Annotated in this window: 19 protein-coding genes; 7 read left to right on the top strand and 12 right to left on the bottom strand. The window is 39.8% G+C overall.

The features are described 5' to 3' along the window. Positions 1–77: 77 nt before the first annotated feature. From Q7674_RS13685 to Q7674_RS13710, 6 genes are all read right to left on the bottom strand, one after another. Positions 78–1,448, bottom strand: a complete 1,371-nt coding sequence (locus Q7674_RS13685; RefSeq protein ID WP_305424013.1) for an MATE family efflux transporter — start codon at positions 1,446–1,448, stop codon at positions 78–80. A gap of 243 nt (positions 1,449–1,691) precedes the next feature. Beyond that, a complete protein-coding gene (locus Q7674_RS13690; RefSeq protein ID WP_045063470.1) occupies positions 1,692–2,846 on the bottom strand; it encodes a membrane protein in 1,155 nt (384 codons plus the stop codon). Continuing rightward, positions 2,843–3,223, bottom strand: coding sequence for a GtrA family protein (locus Q7674_RS13695; RefSeq protein WP_045063471.1), 381 nt, complete (start codon positions 3,221–3,223; stop codon positions 2,843–2,845). Before Q7674_RS13695 ends, Q7674_RS13690 begins: the two co-directional genes overlap by 4 nt. Beyond that, the gene (locus Q7674_RS13700) at positions 3,216–3,479 is read right to left on the bottom strand and encodes a hypothetical protein (RefSeq protein WP_305424016.1); all 264 of its coding nucleotides are present in this window, start codon (positions 3,477–3,479) and stop codon (positions 3,216–3,218) included. The genes Q7674_RS13695 and Q7674_RS13700 overlap by 8 nt, the downstream gene beginning before the upstream one ends. A 60-nt stretch (positions 3,480–3,539) precedes the next feature. Next, a complete protein-coding gene (locus Q7674_RS13705) occupies positions 3,540–4,244 on the bottom strand; it encodes a glycosyltransferase family 2 protein (RefSeq protein ID WP_305424018.1) in 705 nt (234 codons plus the stop codon). Positions 4,245–4,254: 10 nt separating this feature from the next. Continuing rightward, on the bottom strand, positions 4,255–4,908 hold the full coding sequence (locus tag Q7674_RS13710; protein WP_045063475.1) for a hypothetical protein: 654 nt from the start codon (positions 4,906–4,908) through the stop codon (positions 4,255–4,257). 314 nt (positions 4,909–5,222) lie between these two features. On the opposite strand from Q7674_RS13710, the gene Q7674_RS13715 reads away from it, so the two are divergent. Beyond that, positions 5,223–5,831: a riboflavin synthase gene (locus Q7674_RS13715; protein WP_045063477.1), complete on the top strand. Its 609-nt coding sequence runs from the start codon at positions 5,223–5,225 to the stop codon at positions 5,829–5,831. Between the two features lie 67 nt (positions 5,832–5,898). On the opposite strand, the gene Q7674_RS13720 is transcribed toward Q7674_RS13715, so the two are convergent. Both Q7674_RS13720 and Q7674_RS13725 read right to left on the bottom strand, forming a co-directional pair. Beyond that, positions 5,899–6,102: a CPXCG motif-containing cysteine-rich protein gene (locus tag Q7674_RS13720; RefSeq protein WP_042116864.1), complete on the bottom strand. Its 204-nt coding sequence runs from the start codon at positions 6,100–6,102 to the stop codon at positions 5,899–5,901. 239 nt (positions 6,103–6,341) lie between these two features. After that, positions 6,342–7,211, bottom strand: coding sequence for a fructosamine kinase family protein (locus Q7674_RS13725; protein WP_023932559.1), 870 nt, complete (start codon positions 7,209–7,211; stop codon positions 6,342–6,344). Positions 7,212–7,579: 368 nt separating this feature from the next. Between Q7674_RS13725 and yqfB the strand changes: the two genes are divergently transcribed. From yqfB to rplT, 5 genes are all read left to right on the top strand, one after another. After that, entirely contained in the window at positions 7,580–7,906 is a 327-nt protein-coding gene (yqfB, locus tag Q7674_RS13730; RefSeq protein ID WP_045063483.1) for a N(4)-acetylcytidine aminohydrolase, read from the top strand. 199 nt (positions 7,907–8,105) lie between these two features. Next, the gene (thrS, locus tag Q7674_RS13735) at positions 8,106–10,037 is read left to right on the top strand and encodes a threonine--tRNA ligase (RefSeq protein WP_305424022.1); all 1,932 of its coding nucleotides are present in this window, start codon (positions 8,106–8,108) and stop codon (positions 10,035–10,037) included. A 66-nt stretch (positions 10,038–10,103) separates the two neighbouring features. Next, a complete protein-coding gene (gene infC, locus Q7674_RS13740) occupies positions 10,104–10,592 on the top strand; it encodes a translation initiation factor IF-3 (protein ID WP_434144985.1) in 489 nt (162 codons plus the stop codon). 99 nt (positions 10,593–10,691) lie between these two features. Further along, the gene (rpmI, locus tag Q7674_RS13745; protein ID WP_005367387.1) at positions 10,692–10,886 is read left to right on the top strand and encodes a 50S ribosomal protein L35; all 195 of its coding nucleotides are present in this window, start codon (positions 10,692–10,694) and stop codon (positions 10,884–10,886) included. Positions 10,887–10,930: 44 nt separating this feature from the next. After that, positions 10,931–11,284 carry a 50S ribosomal protein L20 gene (rplT, locus tag Q7674_RS13750; RefSeq protein WP_005367388.1) on the top strand — a complete coding sequence of 118 codons (354 nt, stop codon included), beginning with the start codon at positions 10,931–10,933 and terminating at the stop codon, positions 11,282–11,284. 102 nt (positions 11,285–11,386) lie between these two features. Here the strand turns inward: rplT and Q7674_RS13755 are convergent, their stop codons facing one another. From Q7674_RS13755 to Q7674_RS13770, 4 genes are all read right to left on the bottom strand, one after another. Beyond that, positions 11,387–11,860 carry a hypothetical protein gene (locus tag Q7674_RS13755; protein ID WP_305424024.1) on the bottom strand — a complete coding sequence of 158 codons (474 nt, stop codon included), beginning with the start codon at positions 11,858–11,860 and terminating at the stop codon, positions 11,387–11,389. A 15-nt stretch (positions 11,861–11,875) separates the two neighbouring features. Continuing rightward, the gene (locus tag Q7674_RS13760; RefSeq protein ID WP_008986876.1) at positions 11,876–12,136 is read right to left on the bottom strand and encodes a YiaA/YiaB family inner membrane protein; all 261 of its coding nucleotides are present in this window, start codon (positions 12,134–12,136) and stop codon (positions 11,876–11,878) included. 140 nt (positions 12,137–12,276) lie between these two features. Further along, on the bottom strand, positions 12,277–12,519 hold the full coding sequence (locus tag Q7674_RS13765; protein ID WP_008986877.1) for a hypothetical protein: 243 nt from the start codon (positions 12,517–12,519) through the stop codon (positions 12,277–12,279). Between the two features lie 162 nt (positions 12,520–12,681). Then, on the bottom strand, positions 12,682–12,951 hold the full coding sequence (locus Q7674_RS13770; RefSeq protein ID WP_045063487.1) for a hypothetical protein: 270 nt from the start codon (positions 12,949–12,951) through the stop codon (positions 12,682–12,684). A 294-nt stretch (positions 12,952–13,245) separates the two neighbouring features. On the opposite strand from Q7674_RS13770, the gene pheS reads away from it, so the two are divergent. Next, entirely contained in the window at positions 13,246–14,229 is a 984-nt protein-coding gene (gene pheS, locus Q7674_RS13775) for a phenylalanine--tRNA ligase subunit alpha (protein WP_005367402.1), read from the top strand. The last annotated feature ends 5 nt before the right edge of the window (positions 14,230–14,234 follow it).

The raw sequence follows: 14,234 nt of genomic DNA on the forward strand, positions 1-14,234 counted from the left end.
CGCTTATGTTTAGTTTTATCATACTGATTATTATTGATATTAGATCAAAAAAGGCGATCTGATGATCGCCTTTTTGTTTATCGGTATGACATTTCTAATTGTTTGCCAACATCCAGCTTATGAACATAAGCTAATCGCCAACCTAGCATTACTGCCGCTGAACTTAGGCCAAGAATAAAGCCAATCCAGAAACCTTCAGGGCCCATAGCAGGAACAACAAGATTGGTTAAACCAAGAATGTAGCCCGATGGTAAGCCAATCAACCAGTACGCAATAAAGGTACAAATGAAGATTGCGCGCATGTCTTTATAGCCACGTAATGCACCAGCTGCCACAACTTGGATAGCATCACTACATTGGTAGATGGCTGCAAATAATAGTAGTTGTCCTGCAAGTACAATCACGTGCGGGTTATGAGTATATAGCTCTGCAATATGTTCACGGAAAATCACCGTAAGAATTGCAGTACAGATTGAAAGGGCAGTGCCAACCAATAAACCACAGTGGCTGGCGATACGTGCGCCATCAATGTCTTTTTCACCCATCTTGTGACCAACACGGATACTCACTGCTGCACCAATACTCATTGGTAACATGTAAACCAGTGATGAGAAGTTCATCGCTATTTGGTGAGAAGCGACTTTATTCGCACCCAAAGGTGAAATTAATAAGGCAATTACAGCAAACAGCGACACTTCAAAGAAGATAGAAGCAGCAACAGGGAAGCCTAATTTAAATAAACGGGTTAATGCTTTTAATTGTGGGCGATAGATATGCGAGAAAAGCCCAATGCTGTTAAGTCGTTTATTCAGTTTTACAAAAATCAGTAGCGCAATGAACATGAACCAGTAAACAATTGCTGTGGCAACACCACAACCAATACCGCCTAGCTCTGGCGCACCGAATTTACCGTAAACAAAGATCCAGTTAAGTGGAATGTTTGCTAGTAAGCCTAAAAAGCCAATCACCATACCGGGAATAGTAAATGAAAGCCCTTCAGAGAAACTCTTTAAGGTTTGGAAAAACAGAAACGCAGGCACTGCAAACAACACAGCGTGTAAATAACCCACTGTTTTTTCTGCAAGTACGGGTTCAACATCCATATAGTGGATTAAAATACCGACTTTATAGAGGATCAGCATCGTCGGTATCGACACTAATACAGCAAGGTAAAAACCGTGTTGAACCTCAAAGGGAACTTTGTCTTTTTGTCCTGAGCCACTTAACTGGGCAACAATGGGTACAAGTGCCATAAGCAGACCCACACCAAACAGAATCGATGGTAGCCAGATACTCGCAGCTACAGCTACGGCTGCCATATCGACAGCACTGACACCACCTGCCATAACGGTATCAATAAAGCCCATGGATGTTTGAGCCACAGCGGCAATAAGGACAGGCACAGCCAGTTTTACCAGTTGTGCTGTTTCACGTTTGTAGTTCTGCACTATTTTTGGCTCCAAAAAATGGGAATAGATAGAAGGGGAGTCAAGAATATTAATGCTTGGATGGCATTATATTTCGTACTGCCAGTAGATTTTTGGGATTATATAAATAAAAGTGGGATAGCTAAAACAGAAATATGACAAATTTAATATTTATTGATCTGTATAAAAAAACGACAGCTTATGAAAAGGTATTCATTCCTTACATAAGCTGCCGTTTATTCACTGTTTTTTATCAAAAAAGCGTTAAACCGTAAACATCATATGGCTGTAGAAACCAATTGCAATAAAGGTACTAGCGGAACTGAATACACATAGCATCGGTGTTTTGATGAATGGGTAACGTTCAATGATCAGCAGTAAGCCAAGAAATGTTGGATACAGACCAAATGCGTATCGCGGCATTGCGTTGAGGTTTGATGATAGTGGTAACACTAAACAGATAAACATAAACAGTGCTTCTGCGTAGTATTTGCGTACAACCAAGTAAATATTTAACGCAAATGACAATAGGGCAACGATAGCGAGATACAGCTTAGGGCCACCTTTTTCAAAGCCAAACATGATCCAATGGAACGGATTGGTTAATTGGCGACCCCACGCAATTTGAATATGACCAAAGGCCAGTGCATCACCGACATGGAAATAGAGATAAGCCATGTAAGTAAAGAAGCCAAATGGAATAATCCAAATCGCGGCGATAACTTTTACTGCTGGTGTTTTAAGGCGTAAGAAGCTATTCACACCATAATGCTGAATCGCAATGATCAACACAGGGAAAACCAAAAATACCCCAAGGTTACGAGTAATGGCTGCCAGTAACCCCAGAATCGCTACCCATGCCCACTGTTGACGATAACTAAATAGGAATACGCCAGTGACAAACGCGATGAACAGTGGCTCGGTGTAACCTGCGGTCGAGTACACGGTATAGGGTGAAAAGCACAATAACCAAATCGCTGCGTATTGGGTGCCTTTGCTAAAACGTAACTGTTTTAATGCCATTAAGATCATTGGCAAGCTGATTAAGAATGCAAGGTTTGAGGCTATGACTAAACCAAGACGTGCATTATTAATTGGATTTTCAAAAGAGAAAAACTTCGAAAAAATCCAACCAAGGAACGGCTGCAACGGCATGAATGCCCAGTTAGCGGCATTTTTTTGGCTTAGCCATTGAGGTACTAAGTCGTAACCATCTTGGATAATGCGATAAAACCATACACAGTCGAAACGGCAAATGGTTTGTAGCAAGGGTTGTTCAGCATAGTGACCTGATGTAAATTCAGTTACACCCCATAGACCTAAGCAATAGATAACAGTACGGCTAACAACCATTGCAAAAATGAGCATTAGCCATTCTTGCTTACTGATCTTAATGGATGGCAAAGATATCGTATTCATTTAAACACCCAGAACTTAGCCAAAATAAACGTAATGATCGGTACACATAAGGTTGAAATAGTGACCGCAATCCAGCCTGAAAACATCGCACTTTTTAGCAGTGATGCAAGGATAATGTTATTGATAAAAAAGCCCATTAGCGATACGGCTAGGAACTTTAAAAATGATCCTTTTTGTCCAAATGTAAAATGGCGATGACCAAAATAAGATACTAAAAACGCAATACTGAATCCCACAACGTTGGCAGTGTATTCAGACGGTTCTTGAATTTGGAAAAAATATAACCTAACAACGGATAAGTGTACGGCTGTTGCAAGTAAACCAATGATCGCAAAACGATTTAATTGCCAAAAATGCTTTAAAAATGACTCATTCATTAGTGACTTCTAACTCTTTTTCAATGGCTTTATCTACATCAGAATCTTGTTGTGTTTCTTGACTGTACTTACCGTAAACACCTTCGACTAAATAGATAGGGCGCTGTTTAAGCTCAGTATAAATACGACTAATGTACCCACCAATAATGCCCAGTGAAATTAACTGAATACCACCTAAGAACAACACCACCGAGATAGTTGAAGCATAACCTGGGGTATGCACACCAAAGAAAATGGTACTGATCAATACGTACATCAAGAACAAAAAGGATAAGAAAGATATTCCGAAACCAATGAATCCCCATACACGTAATGACTAAGCGGTGAAGCTTGTGAAGCCATCCATTGCGAAGTTCCATAGTTTCCAGTAGTTAAACTTGGTATCACCGACATTTCGTTCAGGGCGTTGAAAATCAACACCAATCGAACGGAAAGATGACCATGCTAATAAACCTTTCATAAAGCGGTTGCGCTCAGGTAATTGTTTCACCGCTTCAATTACGCAGCGGTCAATTAAGCGAAAATCACCGACGTTTTCAGGCAAGGTTGTTTCTGCAGATAAGAAGTTGAAGAAACGATAAAAACCGCCTGCAGTGACACGTTTTAAGAAAGTATCTTGTGAGCGATCAACACGAACGCCATACACGGTGTCGTATTCACCGGCTTGCCATAGGCGAACAAATTCAAGAATTAATTCTGGTGGATCTTGCAAATCTACGTCTAATATAACTGCGGCATCACCTTTTACGTAATTGAGTCCGGCAGTCATGGCCGCTTCTTTACCAAAATTACGAGCAAAGTTAATGAGAGAAATGGAATCATCTTCAGCAATTGCAGTTTCAATTACTGCTTTGGTTTTGTCTTTACTGCCATCATTAATAAAAACAATGTCGATATGAGGGCGAATAGAGGCAAGCTTCTCGTTAATTTCATTTAAAAACGGTGTGATCGCCACTTCCTCGTTATAAACAGGAACGATCAGCGATAACTTATAATCAGGGTTCTTAAGGTTATTATTCATGTTATGTACCTTAGTGGTTCACGGCAGGAGAAGTATCCTGCGAATGTGATGCTGTAATAGTTTGATGAGCTAAAGCACCTTCTTGGTATGAAAAATCAATGTGCTTAATCGCGATAGGCGAGGTGGTATCAATAGTGAAATGCTGTAAAGCGTCACCTGTAATCAATGCATTATAGGGAATAGAAGCCACTAACGTATTTGCTTGCGTTGTTGGAGTCAGTACACCAGTCCATTGATTTAAATGAATATTCAAAGGTGTTGATAGTGGTGTCGAGAGGCTTACTGTTAAATGAATATTTTTTTGTTCAGCCTTTGGCACTGTAAAGTAAAGGCCGCCAGTGCTGTTTAATAGACGTGCATTATTATCAGCGTCTTCTTCCCAACCAGCACGAGATAAGTAAGGCACTTTAGTTGTCATATCGAGTGACGATGGAATGGTAAGCGCTAGTTTAGGCTGTTTTGGTTGCCAGAAAAGTGTCTGATTTTTAATGTAGTAAGCTTTGTAGGCAATACTGACATTAGGTGTTACTGCTTTATATAGTACCCATAGGTAATAGCACGATAGAATCGCTATTAAAGCAATAAGTGTAATGCGCAGCGTCTTCGAAGAACTCGCCTGATTACTGTCTGCTTTGATGGCATCATTAGCGATGTCAGTGTTCATAGTATACCTTTATATGGTGATGGAACTATTCAGTATCTCATTGATATAGAATTATATTTTATATAATCATTCTTAATGAGGATACGATTTTAGTTGTTAATATGCTTATTTGACAATAATTTGTCATTACGAGATAGCATGAGAAAGATGAATCTGAGCTGTATGGGATTTCACCATTGACCAATTGCTTTCTTAGGTTTGATACCATTACTTTTAAGTATTAGCGTTATTACAGCTTTTGCTATAAAAAATAGCTTTTAAAATCAAATCGCTGTCGATAAACGCAGTGATTAAATACTCAGTTGAGGAACACTATGTTTACTGGGATCGTACAAGGCACCGCTGAAGTGGTTTCTATTGATAAGAAAGAAAATTTCCAAACTCACGTCATTCGTATGCCGAAGCATCTGTTGGCTAATGTTGAGCTAGGTGCATCAATTGCACATAACGGCTGCTGCTTAACGGTGACTAATATTAATGATGATCTGCTGTCATTTGACTTGATGCAGGAAACACTCAACGTGACTAACCTTGGTTTATTAAAAGAAGGGGATGAAGTTAATGTTGAGCGAGCGGCAAAGTTCGGTGATGAAATCGGTGGTCACTCAATGTCTGGACACATTATGTGTACAGCGATAGTTTCTGATGTTGTGACCTCAGAGAATAATCATCAAGTGTGGTTTAGCTTGCCCCAAGCACAAATGAAGTATGTGTTTACCAAAGGGTATATCGGCATTGACGGTATTAGCTTAACGATAGGTGATGTGGTGGAGAACCGTTTTAACGTTAATTTGATCCCTGAAACATTGCAGCGTACAAACCTTAAGAATCGAGCTGTTGGTGATGTGATTAATATTGAAATTGATCCGCAAACTCAAGCGATTGTCGATACAGTAGAGCGTGTTATTGCTGCAAGAGCATAATGGTTAAAAAAATCCACTAGGTTACTTATCGCATTAGTCTAGTGGATTTACGTTATACATATTCAGATTAAAAAATTTGCTCATCATCGGCATCGATAAATAAGTTGATGGTTTTATGTAGCTCATCAACCTGCATGTTGACATGAATAGGGTTACAGCATGCTGGGCAATCATCATAAAACTCTTGGCTACCCGCACTTGCATCAAGCGATATTTGGATCATGTGACCGCAATGGGGGCAACTTACGTTCTGTTCGGAATAATTTCTCATTTTGTACTCCTTCACCTTTTCATCTTGTTAGATACTCAAGCTTCTCTTTGTTCTATACCTAGCATAGCAATAGATTGATAAATGTATTGATAGCTACGTCATGAGAATCATTTTTATTGAAAGATAAGAACTGCTATGAGTACAACATGAGGGGAAACAAAAGGGAGCAAAATAAAAGAACAGTGCGATAAGTATGGCATAAGAGCAATTGCAGAACTTATGCCATAAGCGAGAGGGGATTATTCGTCGAGTAAACCTAACTTGGCAATGATGTATTCGGCTTGTCCCATATATTCACCACCAAATAAAATGCAGTGATTAAGAATATGATAAAGATTGTATAGTTCTTTTCGTTCTTGGTATTCCTCTGGAAGTGGATAGATAGCGTTATAACCATCGTAAAAACTGTCAGGAAAACCACCGAATAGTTCAGTCATTGCGATATCACATTCACGATCGCCCCAATACGTCGCAGGATCAAAAATAATGGGGCCAGATACAGTTAAAGCAGTATTACCATGCCATAAATCACCATGTAATAGAGATGGCTTTGGCTGGTGGTTAAGTAAACGTTTGATCACATTGCTGGTAATAATATCGATACTGCCAAAAACAATCCCTCGCTCTTCACATAACTGAAGCTGCCAAGCGATACGTTGTTCAGCAAAAAAACGACTCCAACGGCGATGCCAGCGGTTAGGTTGTGGCGTAAGTCCGACATAGTTATCAAAGTCAAAGCCATATTCAGCTTGTTCACCCCATAAATGGAGTTTTGCCAGTTGTTGACCTAAAAGATAACCCGCTTCGTCATCGATTTTTTTTATTGGTAGATAGTTTAAGGTGAGGAAAGATTTATCACGGCAAGTACCGACATGGATATATTGTGGCACTTGTACACAATTAGCTTCATTTAAGATGCGGAGGCTTTCCGTTTCAGTTTCAAAAACGACCAATTGCTCTTTGTCATTGAGCTTTAGAAAGAACCGTTGTTCACCGTCACTGACGCAATAGCAATCGCTGACGTCACCGCCTTCAAGAGATTGCCTTTCAACAATTTTAAATGGTCGACCTAGTACATCTGACAGTTGGTGAGAAATGGCTTGCCACATAATCATCCTCCGCGCACTGAAACGTATGTATACAACTTGTCTATCAACATCTTAGACCATTTATAGACTGAAGAAATGTGAACTCAGTGTGATTTGTAAACAATGACTGATAAAACAGTTAAATATGAAAGAAGAAAAAACAATAAAAACAAAGTATTAAAAATAAGTTATCTGTAAAAAAGACGTGATTAATTATTTAAAATAAAAGATGAAATCTATGTCATTGATAATGAATGAGATGATTATAGATACGCACAAATAAAGATATATTACTCACTGCCATAAAATATAGTTACAAAACAAAATATACGAATTCATAAAAATAGGAGTAATCTGACGTAGGCGTTAATTTAAAAAGAGAAGTAAAAATGAACTCGCAAACTATTCCTACAGAAATGACATTCTTTGAACGTTTTGAAGCAGACATCTTATCAGGCAAAAAAACAATCACCATTCGTGATGAAGCAGAAAGTTACTATGTACCTGGCACACAAGTAAAAGTATCAACTTTTGAAGATGGCCGTGAGTTCTGCATATTGGCAATTGATAGTGTCGAGCCGATTTTATTTTCAGAACTAAATGACTTCCATGCGCAACAAGAAAATATGACGTTAGAGCAACTCAAAGCGGTGATTCAAGAAATATATCCAGGTATCGAAAAACTGTACGTAGTGAGTTACACATTAGTTGAGTAAATAATTGAAATTTATTTAAGGGGATTCTTTGCAATCCATGAATTGCGTTTGCTATAGTAGCGCGTCGTTTTTATTTCAGTATGTCGCTCTGTATTGCAGCATCGAAATTTAAACGCTTTTTATTCGTCAAAGCTTCCAAGCTTTATAAATTCAACATGTGCTACTTGGTGTGTGGCACCACTGTTAAAGGACATTATTCATGCCTGTAATTACTCTTCCTGACGGTAGTCAACGTCAATTCGATGCGCCTGTATCAACTATGGACGTGGCACTTTCAATCGGTCCTGGTCTTGCAAAAGCAACGATCGCAGGGCGTGTTGATGGTGTACGCGTAGATGCATGTGATCTAATTGAAAATGACGCAAGCCTTGAAATCATCACTGCTAAAGATGAAGAAGATGGTTTAGAGATCGTACGTCACTCATGTGCTCACCTATTAGGCTACGCAATTAAGCAGCTTTACCCAGAAGCGAAAATGGCTATTGGTCCTACAATCGATAACGGTTTCTACTACGACATCGATCTAGAGCAATCACTAACTCAAGAAGATCTTGAAGTGATTGAAAAGCGCATGCTTGAGCTTGCTAAAACCAAATATCAGGTTGTTAAGAAAAAAGTAAGCTGGCAAGAAGCGCGTGATGCTTTTGAAGCTCGCGGCGAAACTTACAAAATTGAAATTCTTGATGAGAACGTAGCACGTGATGACCGTCCAGGTCTTTACCACCACGAAGAATACATTGATATGTGTCGTGGTCCACACGTTCCTCACATGGGCTTCTGTCAAAACTTCAAACTATTAAGCGTTGCTGGTGCATACTGGCGTGGTAATAGTGACAACAAGATGCTGCAACGTATCTACGGTACTGCATTCCACGATAAGAAAGCATTAAAAGCTCATCTAACTCGTTTAGAAGAAGCGGCTAAGCGTGACCACCGTAAGATTGGTAAGCAACTTGATCTGTTCCATATGCAGCAAGAAGCACCGGGTATGGTGTTCTGGCACCACAATGGTTGGACTATCTTCCGTGAGCTAGAAGTATTCGTACGTGAAAAACTAAACGAGTACGATTACCAAGAAGTGAAAGGTCCACTAATGATGGACCGCGTTCTTTGGGAACGTTCTGGTCACTGGGACAAGTACGCAGATGCAATGTTCACAACAAGTTCTGAGAACCGTGAATACGCAATCAAGCCAATGAACTGTCCAGGTCACGTACAGATCTTCAACCAAGGTCTAAAATCTTACCGTGATCTACCATTACGTATGGCTGAGTTTGGTTCATGTCACCGTAACGAGCCATCAGGTTCTCTACACGGTATCATGCGCGTACGTGGCTTTACTCAAGATGATGCGCACATTTTCTGTACAGAAGCTCAAGTACAACAAGAAGTTACATCTTGCATCGAAATGGTGTATGATACTTACAAGACATTCGGTTTTGACAACATTGTAGTTAAATTATCTACTCGTCCAGAAAAACGTGTAGGTTCTGATGCAATGTGGGATAAGGCTGAATCTGACCTAGTTACTGCACTTGAATCAATGAACATTCCGTTTGAGATTCAAGAAGGCGAGGGTGCATTCTACGGTCCTAAGATCGAGTTCACTCTTCACGACTGTTTAGATCGTGCATGGCAATGTGGTACCGTTCAGCTAGACTTTGCTTTACCAGAGCGCTTAGGCGCAACTTACGTAGGCGAAGATAACGAACGTCATACTCCGGTTATGATTCACCGTGCAATTCTTGGCTCACTAGAGCGTTTCATCGGTATTCTGATTGAAGATTATGCAGGCTTCTTCCCAACATGGTTGGCGCCTCAGCAGGCTGTAGTGATGAATATTACTGACGCTCAGTCTGAATATGTACAAGAAATTGTAGAAAAACTGAAAAAATGCGGAATTAGAGTCAATGCGGACTTGAGAAATGAGAAGATTGGCTTTAAAATCCGCGAACATACTTTGAAGCGAGTACCATTTATGCTTGTTTGTGGCGACAAAGAAGTCGAAGCAGGCGTTGTAGCAGTTCGTACTCGCAAGGGTAAAGATTTGGGTAAATTTAAGATTGATGAACTTGTTGCATTTATGCAGGAAGAAATTAGCAGTCGTAAGCTCAATATTGTGGAGGAATAAGGTATTAAAGGCGGAAAAAGAACCCAAGCACCAGTTAAGCAAAACGCGCATCGTCTAAATGAAGAAATTCGTGGCGTACGTGAAGTTCGCCTAACTGGCCTTGATGGCGAATCAGTTGGTATTGTTTCATTAGATGAAGCAATGGATGTTGCTCTTGAAGCTGGTGTGGATCTAGTTGAAATTAGCCCTAATGCCGAGCCACCAGTTTGTCGTGTGATGGACTATGGCAAGTACCTGTTCGAAAAGAGCAAGGCTGCTAAAGAGCAAAAGAAAAACCAGAAACAAATCCAGATCAAGGAAGTTAAATTCCGACCTGGTACAGACGAAGGCGACTATCAGGTAAAACTACGCAACCTGACTCGCTTTTTAGAAGAGGGCAACAAGGGTAAAGTAACGCTACGTTTCCGTGGTCGTGAAATGGCCCACCAAGGCATTGGTATTGAACTTCTAAATCGTATTAAGAGTGAGCTTGAAGAAATCGCGGTTTGTGAAAGCTTCCCTAATCGAGTAGAAGGACGTCAAATGACCATGATGCTTGCCCCAAAGAAGAAGTAATAAAGGCATTCAAGTAGCTAAAAGCGCTGCTTAGGCAGCGCTTTTTGTTCGCCCTATTACTGTGATTATTAACTATCAACAATGCGGAGTTATCATCTCATGCCAAAGATGAAAACAAATCGTGGCGCAGCTAAGCGCTTCAAAAAAACAGCTGGTGGCTTTAAGTTTAAGCACGCTACTAAGCGTCACATCCTGACTAAACGTACTACTAAGAACAAACGTCAGCTTCGTCCAAATGCAATCCTTCCTAAGTGTGAAGTGGCTGCAGTTGCTCGTATGCTTCCGTTCGCTTAATCGTTTTTAGTTTTATATTTAATTATTTTAGTTAGGAGTCTCCTATGCCTCGCGTAAAACGTGGTGTACAAGCACGTGCACGTCACAAGAAAGTTCTTAAACAAGCTAAAGGTTACTACGGTGCACGTTCACGTGTTTACCGCGTAGCTTTCCAAGCTGTTACTAAAGCTGGTCAATACGCTTACCGTGACCGTCGTCAGAAGAAACGTACTTTCCGTCAACTATGGATTGCACGTATCAACGCTGCTGCACGTCAAAACGGTATGTCTTACAGCCGTTTAATCAACGGTCTGAAGAAAGCATCTATCGAAATCGATCGTAAGATCCTTGCAGATATCGCTGTATTCGACAAAGCTACTTTCACTGTTCTTGTGGAAAAGGCAAAAGCTGCACTGTAATTTCTCAGTTTAGTTTTTAAGTTAAAAGGAGAGCCTCGGCTCTCCTTTTTTCATATTTACGTATTTTCATTTCTTATAAATCTCTTCTTTTATATAAGCGTGTTACCTCGACACATTACCGTCGATGTTATAGCTCTCTAATGTCAGTAATAACTTTATCTCGAGTTGGTTAAGTTGGAGTAAGAGTTGTATATCAATGGCTTCTCTGTTTACTACTTGCCGTTTATAAGCCCTGAGCATGTTGGTAGTTTCTGCTACTAATGCTTCAATTCTCTCAATAGATTTTGCATGTGTGGACATTGTGGTCTCTACATGTAATAACTGCTGCTTTTTCTTCCACTGTTGGCGTAATGTTTCTTGGAATATCTCTGCAGCCTTTTGTTGTGAAGAAGCAGAAGGGGATGGTATAGGAGGAGTATTGATATTAGTTATTAGTTGCTCATCAATATAGTGGATCTGTTGCTTAAGAGTACGAGATCTCTTAAGCAACAAATTATATCTATTACGCTTAGTTTCTATAAGTGTGTTTAAGCGTTGTCTACTTTCACATAGATGAAGTATTGATTGATAGTCCATAAACATATCTATCAGTTAGTCATCAATGTCGTTAAGTAATTTGGCTGTTTTCGCTTCTTCAATTTTGTTGATTAAGCGATCTGACTCCGCCTCATCCCGAACAGCTTTGCTTAATGTGATCGTGGCACTGACTAAAAATAAGCTACAGATACTGTAATAGCCTTTGATGATCAAATCACCTGGTAGCTTTACAATGCTAATGATCATTGCAATGGCTGCAATAGCGAAGGTTGCTTTAGCATAAGTTAACCAGTAGTTATTTTGTTTTTTCATCATAATTTCCTCTCAAACAATAAAACAGTGTTCAATTATAATATTAGAGGATTTTGAAAAATGCAACAGTGTATTTTATTTTTATCTGGATATAAAAAAACCAGCATCTAGAGGTGCTGGTTTTTAAAGGATAGGAATAAACCTTATGCCATTACACGGCGTTGTTTACTTGCTCGTGTACGTGTCTTAACAAGAAATGCAAGGAATGGAACAAGAAGAGCATTAAGACCGATGAAGAACACTAGGTTAATAATATTGAAACCAGATGCAGAGCTGATAGGCATTGCATGTGCTAGGCCGTAATTACCCAGTGCAAGTAGCGCAGTACAAAGGATCATTGCAAAAGTTGAAATTTTTAATAGAGCAGCGAATTCTTTATTTTTCATCAGAGACTTCCTAACTTTGACTTTGATCATAATTTACACTGAAAAATGTAATTTTAAAACAGCTTTGACAATTAATTTCACAATTATCAATGAAAGGAATAATTAAAGCGATAGAGTTATAGGCTATCGCTTTTTATCTGTGAGTAAGGAATATCAAAACGCTTAATGATGCTGTAAGTAAGAACGCGTTTTGGTTTTAGTGTGTTGGAAACTGATCCATAAACAGATGAAAAAACCAACAAATAGACCGTTAAAAGCAAGGTAATAAAGGATATGAATGTAATCGACGTGCATCTGACTTGTTAGTGGGTTTTTCATCATGATCGGCATACTTGAAAACATGCCCATATTTCCCATGATGATCAGTGCGCCACAGAGTAGTAATGCGAATTTTAGAATAGATAGAAGTCCGGTAAAATCTTTTGTGTCCATGAGTAAAACCTCCAAAAATATGTAATAAAATTACTGCTAGGGGAGGTTTTTAGATAGATGAAAAAATGAGAAATAGGAATCCAGATCCAGCCTTCAATTCTTACTTAATTTGCGACCTAATTGATTGAAATCACCATTTTTTGCTGTGCAACTGATAAAGGCGTTTTTTTTTCGTCCAAACTTACGGTTTTATTGCGATTCAATTTGGATTTAGACGCCGCTTTCTTTAGTATGTATTGTTACGCGATTTTATATCTCCCTTAAGGACGCCACCTGTGGGTGGATGAGGATACGATGCAACATCTAGACGAGATTATTGCCAACGCAACGGCAGCTATTGAGCAGGCTGATTCATTAGTCGCTCTGGACGAAGTCCGAGTTCAATTCCTAGGTAAGAAGGGTCACCTAACTCTTCAACTTCAAGCCCTAGGTAAATTACCACCAGAAGAACGTCGTACTGCTGGTCAAGAGATCAACAAAGCGAAGCAAGCAGTGCAAACACTACTTGTAGAGCGTAAAGATGGCCTACAACGTGCAGAGCTTGAAGCTAAGCTTGCGGCTGAGACTATCGATGTTTCTCTTCCAGGTCGTCGTATTGAAAATGGTGGCTTACACCCAGTAACACGCACAATTGAGCGTATTGAAAGTTTCTTTGGTGAGCTTGGTTTTACAACTGAAGCTGGCCCTGAAATTGAAGATGCTTTCCACAACTTCGATGCGCTAAACATTGCTGAAGATCACCCTGCACGTACTGACCACGATACGTTCTTCTTCAACCCAGATCTAATGCTACGTACGCACACATCTGGTGTTCAGATCCGTACAATGGAAAATGGTCAACCACCATTCCGTTTCATTGCACCTGGCCGTGTATACCGTAATGACTACGATCAAACTCACACACCAATGTTCCACCAAGTGGAAGGTATGTTAGTTGACGAAAATGTAAACTTTGCGCAACTAAAAGGTATTCTTCACGATTTCCTATGTAATTTCTTTGAAGAAGAAGTTGAAGTGCGTTTCCGTCCTTCTTTCTTCCCATTCACTGAGCCTTCAGCTGAAGTTGACGTTAAAGGTAAGAACGGTAAGTGGTTAGAAGTACTAGGCTGTGGCATGGTACACCCTAATGTTCTACGTTCAGTTAACATCGATCCTGAGAAGTACTCAGGCTTTGCATTTGGTATGGGCGTTGAGCGTCTAACTATGCTTCGTTACGGCGTTAACGATTTACGTGCGTTCTTCGAGAACGACTTACGTTTCCTAAAACAGTTTAAGTAAGCACT

The organism is Photobacterium leiognathi (genome assembly GCF_030685535.1).
Taxonomy (GTDB): Bacteria; Pseudomonadota; Gammaproteobacteria; order Enterobacterales; family Vibrionaceae; genus Photobacterium; species Photobacterium leiognathi.

What these genes read in the sequence shown, in the direction of transcription:
- pheS (WP_005367402.1), top strand. Translation starts at nt 13,246, where the DNA reads ATGCAACATCTAGACGAGATTATTGCCAACGCAACGGCAGCTATTGAG.
- thrS (WP_305424022.1), top strand. Translation starts at nt 8,106, where the DNA reads ATGCCTGTAATTACTCTTCCTGACGGTAGTCAACGTCAATTCGATGCG.
- Q7674_RS13710 (WP_045063475.1), bottom strand. Translation starts at nt 4,908, where the DNA reads ATGAACACTGACATCGCTAATGATGCCATCAAAGCAGACAGTAATCAG.
- Q7674_RS13770 (WP_045063487.1), bottom strand. Translation starts at nt 12,951, where the DNA reads ATGGACACAAAAGATTTTACCGGACTTCTATCTATTCTAAAATTCGCA.
- Q7674_RS13695 (WP_045063471.1), bottom strand. Translation starts at nt 3,223, where the DNA reads ATGAATGAGTCATTTTTAAAGCATTTTTGGCAATTAAATCGTTTTGCG.
- Q7674_RS13690 (WP_045063470.1), bottom strand. Translation starts at nt 2,846, where the DNA reads ATGAATACGATATCTTTGCCATCCATTAAGATCAGTAAGCAAGAATGG.
- Q7674_RS13765 (WP_008986877.1), bottom strand. Translation starts at nt 12,519, where the DNA reads ATGAAAAATAAAGAATTCGCTGCTCTATTAAAAATTTCAACTTTTGCA.
- Q7674_RS13705 (WP_305424018.1), bottom strand. Translation starts at nt 4,244, where the DNA reads ATGAATAATAACCTTAAGAACCCTGATTATAAGTTATCGCTGATCGTT.
- rplT (WP_005367388.1), top strand. Translation starts at nt 10,931, where the DNA reads ATGCCTCGCGTAAAACGTGGTGTACAAGCACGTGCACGTCACAAGAAA.
- Q7674_RS13755 (WP_305424024.1), bottom strand. Translation starts at nt 11,860, where the DNA reads ATGGACTATCAATCAATACTTCATCTATGTGAAAGTAGACAACGCTTA.
- Q7674_RS13720 (WP_042116864.1), bottom strand. Translation starts at nt 6,102, where the DNA reads ATGAGAAATTATTCCGAACAGAACGTAAGTTGCCCCCATTGCGGTCAC.
- Q7674_RS13715 (WP_045063477.1), top strand. Translation starts at nt 5,223, where the DNA reads ATGTTTACTGGGATCGTACAAGGCACCGCTGAAGTGGTTTCTATTGAT.
- rpmI (WP_005367387.1), top strand. Translation starts at nt 10,692, where the DNA reads ATGCCAAAGATGAAAACAAATCGTGGCGCAGCTAAGCGCTTCAAAAAA.
- Q7674_RS13725 (WP_023932559.1), bottom strand. Translation starts at nt 7,211, where the DNA reads ATGTGGCAAGCCATTTCTCACCAACTGTCAGATGTACTAGGTCGACCA.
- yqfB (WP_045063483.1), top strand. Translation starts at nt 7,580, where the DNA reads ATGAACTCGCAAACTATTCCTACAGAAATGACATTCTTTGAACGTTTT.
- Q7674_RS13760 (WP_008986876.1), bottom strand. Translation starts at nt 12,136, where the DNA reads ATGATGAAAAAACAAAATAACTACTGGTTAACTTATGCTAAAGCAACC.
- Q7674_RS13700 (WP_305424016.1), bottom strand. Translation starts at nt 3,479, where the DNA reads ATGTACGTATTGATCAGTACCATTTTCTTTGGTGTGCATACCCCAGGT.